The organism is Roseibium sp. AWQ4_290 (genome assembly GCF_056160985.1).
In genome coordinates this window covers 219,977-226,299 of sequence record NZ_JBSWYG010000008.1, presented here as the reverse complement: position 1 = coordinate 226,299, position 6,323 = coordinate 219,977, and the positions used below count along the sequence as shown (strand labels likewise).

The window sequence follows — 6,323 nt, the reverse complement described above, 5'->3', positions numbered from 1 at the left end:
GGCCGGTTTCTCCGGATCGCGCCGGTCCTGCTGTATCCAACGGTTCAAGGTCGAGAAACCAACACCAAGATCTCTGGCGATCTGCTTACGCGACAAGCCGCTGGTCAGCGCTATCCGGACTGCTTCTGCGCGAAACTCCGCGCCGTGACGTGATGCCATGAACATTCTCCTTTGTGGCAAAATACCAAGTCAAAGGAGCGGTACAAATCCGGGACAGGTCCAGCCCTATGAATTCGCGTTGAAAATGACATTGCAAACACGGGCCGCATGAGGTCAAAAATCAACCCAAGGACTCCGCCCCAAACCGGATGACGATCGGGTCTCAGGTCATCACAACCATAAAAGCCGGTAACCATCAGCTCGAAGACCGAGTTGTCAGATCAAGTCTCAACTTCTACAGCTCATGTTTGCCGACGGGCGAAACAACTCTAAAATTTCGGGTGTTGTGCTTTTCAATCGTTTGTACCTGGGTCAGGTGACGATATGCTTTCGATCAGCTCCAATCCGGTTTGAACATTCCAACGAGCGAAACCACATCTCAAGATTGAGCGCATCCCAAGCCACTTCGCGTTCGCGTTTACTCAAACTCTCAGGCTTATTGGCTCTTTGCAGAAAGTCACCCCGAATAATTTTCTTGTCCTCAAGATAGCCTCCGTCGAAAATCTCTTTGTGCGAATTGATCAGTGAATTGTACCAGACATGTACTGGCGGTTCGAAGCCCCGTTTCGGTCTGTTTATGATCTCATCACCGAGCAAATCGCGTACGCTCTCTTTTAGGTGATGCTTTGGTGGCAAATGGTCGTCACGAGCAGATTTTCTGAGACCGACAATCGTCTCAACCAACTTATAATCAACAAAAGGCAAGCGCATTTCGATCGAACTTGCCATTGATATGCGATCTCCTTGGGCAATTCCATTTTCTAAAAGATAATAATCCGTAATGAGTCTAGTAACGTCTATATCCGTTCGTTTTGTTGCCTCACCATACTCGGCGATGGGACTAGTTGCTGGCCAGCCCGACTGTTCAATAAATTCTGACCTGAAGATCACCGGATAACTCTGGTCAACGAATTGCGTGGGGGCCGTCTGTTCAAACATGTGGATGCGTCTGTCGCTTGAAAAGTTCCTTTTGAGAAAACCCATCATTTCGGACACAATTCGCTTTCTTGTCTCGCGGAATCCAGTTCCATTGCCTTTTTTGTACCACCTACCCTCATTGACTAGGACAGCATCCTTTGTCCACCCATAGCCCCAGCACAATTCGTCGAGCCCGTGCCCTTGGAAAATGACCTTGACTCCCAGTTCGTGAGCTTTTCGCATGATAGCCAAATAGCTGAAACCGGAGATGTCTGAAATCGGATCGTTACGACTGAAAATGAGGTCTTCGAAAGTTTCGACGACATAGTCATTGGTAATTTCAATCTCGTGAAACGGTTGTGACAGCCGATCCGCCAATTGCTTAGCCTGTGCGCGTTCGTCAACCTCCGGGGCACCTGGGTATCCGACGGAAAAAATTTGGAAGGGCTTTGGACTATACTCGCTCAACATGCATGCGAGGATCGAGGAGTCTATTCCTCCGCTCAAACTCAATCCCATCGGAACGTCGGAGACGATACAGGTTCTTATGGCATCTTCGAGCGAATGCCTAATAGCCTCTACCTGGCTCCCAGCATTGGGTTTTGCCTGCCAGGCGCTCCAGTATTGCTTGATTTCGTAAGTATAGGAGATGACGTCCAATTCAAGGTAGGAGCCGGCTGGCAATTTTTGAATTTGCTCAAACGGTGTGAAGGGTTCAGGCACGTACTTGTATCTAAAGTACCGGGCAATCTGTTTGTGACTTACTGTTGTATCTACGAGGCGTGAAGATGCTATTGATCGAAGTTCCGAAGAAAATATAAAGTTGTCTCGCGAGTGATAGAAGTAAAGCGGTTTTTCGCCCATTCTGTCGCGCGCCAAAATCAATTTCTGGCGTTTTGCATCCCAAATTGCAAACGCGAACATACCACGCAGTTTTTCCAGACAATTGATGCCATGTTCGAGATACAATGGCACTATGACTTCGCAATCAGAATTGCGCGAAGTAAAGCTGTATCCGTTTTTTTTATAGTGTTTGCGAATATCACTGAAATTGTAAATTTCTCCGTTAGCAATTAAACAGAGAGATTTGTCCGGATCGAAAAACGGCTGGTTGGCGGTATCAATGTCGATTATACTCAGGCGATTGTGCGACAAACCTACCGGACCATTGCAAAAGTGAGAGCTTGCGTCCGGCCCCCGATGCGCCAGGCTATTTTGGAGTTGCAGCAAGTCATCGAGATCTGTCGGCCGGTTTCTGCTAATAATACCTGAAATTCCGCACATTGGCCTTACCACTTATTTTTCTGCGTCTTCTAGACAGAGAACCGTTCTCTTGGGTTTTTCGAGAAACTATTACGACAAGAAGCAATCTATACTAGGACTTCTCGCACAGAAACCTGCCGTACTTTGATATGTTATAATTTGATGAGGTCAATACTGGGCATAATCGCACGGCTGTTGTTCTCCGATAGAAATTTCTCAATACGTGTCCTGACTGCACAACTCAGCCTTGGAAGGGTTTCTTTTTCGGAATACCCGGACCTTTGGCAACACCGTCATCAGGGCCCGCGAGCGGGTCTTCGTCCTCCGGAACGACACCTGTGATTGGCGGGCCGGAATAATCCTCCGGTGGCGGAACCTTGGAAGCCAGCTTGCAGCCGGTCAGCCAGATATCATAAACGGGATGCTCGACAGCATGCAGGCCGGGACTGCCGGCATACATCCAACCGGAAAAAATCCGTCTGACTTCGTTGTTCAAGGTAATTTCATCCACCTGGACAAAGCCTGTTGTCAGCGGCGATTCCGTCTGAGGCCGTGTGTGGCAAACCCTCGGGGTCACTTGCAACGCGCCAAACTGAACGGTTTCTCCGATATAAACATCAAACGAAATGATCCGGCCAGTGATCTTGTCGAGACCCGAAAAGACGGCCACCGGATTGTCGATCTTTTCCGCCCTGACCGCATCCGGCTGGGCAGCAACGGAGACCAGAACCGCACACGCTGAAAACGCCGCGCTCTTGAGGATCCGCCTTGCTGTCTGCTTTGTCTTCAACACGTGTGCCATTGGAGTTGTGAGTCGCTGATGCTTAAAGTAGTGGCTTTCGTTCGTGTGGCGCTAGCACCGAATTGCGGCCCGGAAAAGACAGGGTGCTTCTCAGGGCAGGCCTCCTGATCAGCCGATTTCCGCTAACCGGTTCAAGGCCACCTGAACCTTGTCCAGCTTTTCCTTGGCCTCGGCCACCTTCTCCCGCTCGCCAGCGACCACGTCATCGGGCGCCTTCTCGACAAATTTCGGGTTGGCGAGTTTCTTCTCGACCTTGGAGATCTCGCCCTCCAGTTTGCCTGCCTCTTTTTCCAGGCGGGCCTTTTCAGCAGCCAGATCGATGATCCCGGCCAGCGGCATGCACACCGTTGCCTCTCCAACAATGATCTGGGCCGCGCCAGCGGGGGCAACTTCAGCCAGAGCAATGCTCTCTGCCCGCCCGAGACGGAAAAGTGCCGCTTCATGGGTCTTGAAACGCTCCCGGGTCGCTGCAGAGGCGCCGGTGACCACCAGAGCCACCTTGGCCCCGGCCGGAACGTTCATTTCCGCCCGAACCGAGCGGATCTCCGAAATCACGGACACCAGCCAGTTGATTTCCTCTGCGACCTGTTCGTCGGCCAGTTGAACCTTTGGCCAGTCGCTCAGCATCAAGAGCGTGCCGGCCTGTGCCCCTTCATGCCCCAAACGCTCCCACAATTCCTCGGTCAGGAACGGCATGAACGGGTGCAGAACCTTGAGGATCTCGTCAATCGCCCAGGCCGTGGTTGCCCGGGTTTCCGCCTTGGCGGCCTCATCGTCCCCGTTGAAGATGGGTTTTGCCAGTTCCAGGAACCAGTCGCAGAAGGTGTTCCAGGTAAAGCGGTAAACCGCTCCGGCCGCATCGTTGAACCGGTACTCCTCAAGAGCCGCCGTCACATCGGAAATGCATCGGCCCATTTCCGTTGCAATCCAGCGGTTCAGGCTTTGCTGAGCGGTGGCCGGATCAAAGCCCGCCACCCGTGCGCAACCGTTCATTTCCGCAAAACGTGCCGCATTCCAGAGCTTTGTGGCAAAGCGCTGGCCGCCTTCGGCGGCCTGATCCGACATGCGCAGCATTCTGCGCGCCTGAACTTCCTGGCTGGCCAGGGCAAAGCGGGTTGCATCAGCTCCAAACCGGTCAATCAGATCCAGCGGATCAATGACATTCCCGGTCGACTTGGACATTTTCTTGCCCTTGCCATCGACCACAATCGAATTGAAATAGACCGTGTGGAACGGCACTTCGTCCATGAAGTGAAGCCCCTGCATCATCATCCGGGCCACCCAGAAGAAGATGATGTCGAGGCCGGTGATCAGAACGTCGGTCTTGTAATAGCGTTCAAGTTCCGGGGTCTTGTTCGGCCACCCAAGCGTGGAAAACGGCCAGAGCGCGGACGAAAACCAGGTGTCGAGCACGTCTTCATCCCGCGTCAGGGCCTTGCCCCCAGCCATCTCAACGGCTTCTTCTTCGGAATGGGCGCAGTATTCGGTTCCGTCTTCATCATACCAGACCGGTATCTGGTGCCCCCACCAGAGCTGGCGGGAGATACACCAGGGCTGAATGTCGTCCAGCCAGTTGTAGTAGATCTTGTCCGCATTGCCCGGAATCAGCTTTGTGGTGCCATTCCTGACTGCCTCCAACGCCGGGGCAGCCAATGTCTTTGCATCGACAAACCACTGATCCGTCAGCATCGGTTCGATGACCACTTTGGAGCGGTCCCCAAACGGCTGCATGATCTTTTTGGCTTCGATCATTGGCAGCTGGACAGGCGCTTCCGCCCCCTCATCAAGCGGACGCAAAACCGCCCGGCCTTGAGGATGCCAGTCCGGGGCCTGGCCCTTCATCCAGGCCACCTCCGGATGGTCGGCCGGAACCATGACCGCCAGACCTTCGGCCGTGATTTGTTCAATGACTTTCTTGCGGGCCTCATAACGGTCGAGACCGCGCAGCTCGTCCGGAACGATGTTGATGAGATCGACTTCGTTGACGGTCATTTGCGCGCCGTCAATGATCGCCTGCGCCTTGGCCGCTTCTTCCGCGTAGGGCGCGCCGTCGGCCCGCATGGCGCCGGTCGTGTCCATCAGCCGGTACATGGGAATCTTGTTGCGCTGCGCAACGCCATAGTCGTTGAAGTCATGCGCACCGGTTATCTTCACCGCACCGGAGCCGAAATCCGGGTCCGGATAATCATCCGTGATGATCGGGATCAGGCGGCGGTGTTCCTTGGGTCCAACCGGAATTTCACAGAGTTTTCCGACAATCGGCGCATAACGCTCATCGGACGGATGAACGGCAACAGCGCCGTCCCCAAGCATGGTTTCCGGTCGGGTCGTGGCAATCGAGATATAGTCGCGGGTCTCGCGCAGCGTGACGTTACCGTCCTCATCCTTCTCGACATACTCATAGGTTTCACCGCCGGCCAGCGGGTATTTGAAATGCCACATATGGCCGTCGGTCTCGACATTCTCGACCTCAAGATCAGAGATCGCAGTCTCGAACTTCGGGTCCCAGTTCACCAGCCGTTTGGACTTGTAGATCAGGCCTTCCCTGTAAAGGGAGACAAACACCTTCAGAACCGCATCCGACAGGTTCGGCGACATGGTGAATTCTGTCCGGCTCCAATCGCAGGACGCACCGAGACGCTTGAGCTGCCCGAGGATCGTGCCTTCAGACTTGCGCTTCTGCTCCCAGACCCGCTCGACAAAGGCCTCGCGGCCCATTTCACGGCGGCCAGGCTGCTGTCTCTCCATCAATTCCCGTTCCACGACCATCTGCGTCGCGATGCCCGCATGGTCCGTGCCCGGCTGCCAGAGAACATCAAAGCCTTGCATCCGCTTCCAGCGGATCAAAATGTCCTGAAGCGTGTTGTTGAGCGCGTGGCCCATATGCAGGGACCCGGTCACATTGGGCGGCGGAATTACGATGGAAAAGGCCGGGGCGCCATCCTTGGCACCTGCCCCGGCCTTGAAGGCCTCAGCCTTTTCCCAGGTTTCGTAAATCCGCGGCTCAACGCTGGCCGCATCGTAGGTCTTATCCAGCATCAGGGTCACTCAATGGGAGAGTTTGATCAAAATCGTGAGCCCCCGTGTAAATCGGAAGCGCAGGTGCAAGTCAACCTGTTAAACCGCACTGTTCCGCCCGCCACACGGCCATGCCCTGCGAAATGCCCGGCAATACGCCCGG

The 6,323-nt window shown here is 54.2% G+C and carries 4 protein-coding genes; all 4 read right to left on the bottom strand.

Annotated features, from left to right (window positions below; translation table 11 throughout):
• A partial coding sequence (locus ACXAH0_RS10525) for a transposase (protein WP_475190982.1) occupies nt 1–159 on the bottom strand: 159 nt, incomplete at its 3' end.
• 312 nt (nt 160–471) lie between these two features.
• Complete coding sequence (gene asnB, locus ACXAH0_RS10520; protein WP_475190977.1) at nt 472–2,361, bottom strand: asparagine synthase (glutamine-hydrolyzing); 1,890 nt, start codon at nt 2,359–2,361, stop codon at nt 472–474.
• 220 nt (nt 2,362–2,581) lie between these two features.
• Nucleotides 2,582–3,142: a DUF2155 domain-containing protein gene (locus tag ACXAH0_RS10515; protein ID WP_475190975.1), complete on the bottom strand. Its 561-nt coding sequence runs from the start codon at nt 3,140–3,142 to the stop codon at nt 2,582–2,584.
• A gap of 108 nt (nt 3,143–3,250) precedes the next feature.
• Nucleotides 3,251–6,181: a valine--tRNA ligase gene (locus ACXAH0_RS10510; protein WP_475190970.1), complete on the bottom strand. Its 2,931-nt coding sequence runs from the start codon at nt 6,179–6,181 to the stop codon at nt 3,251–3,253.
• Nucleotides 6,182–6,323: the final 142 nt, after the last annotated feature.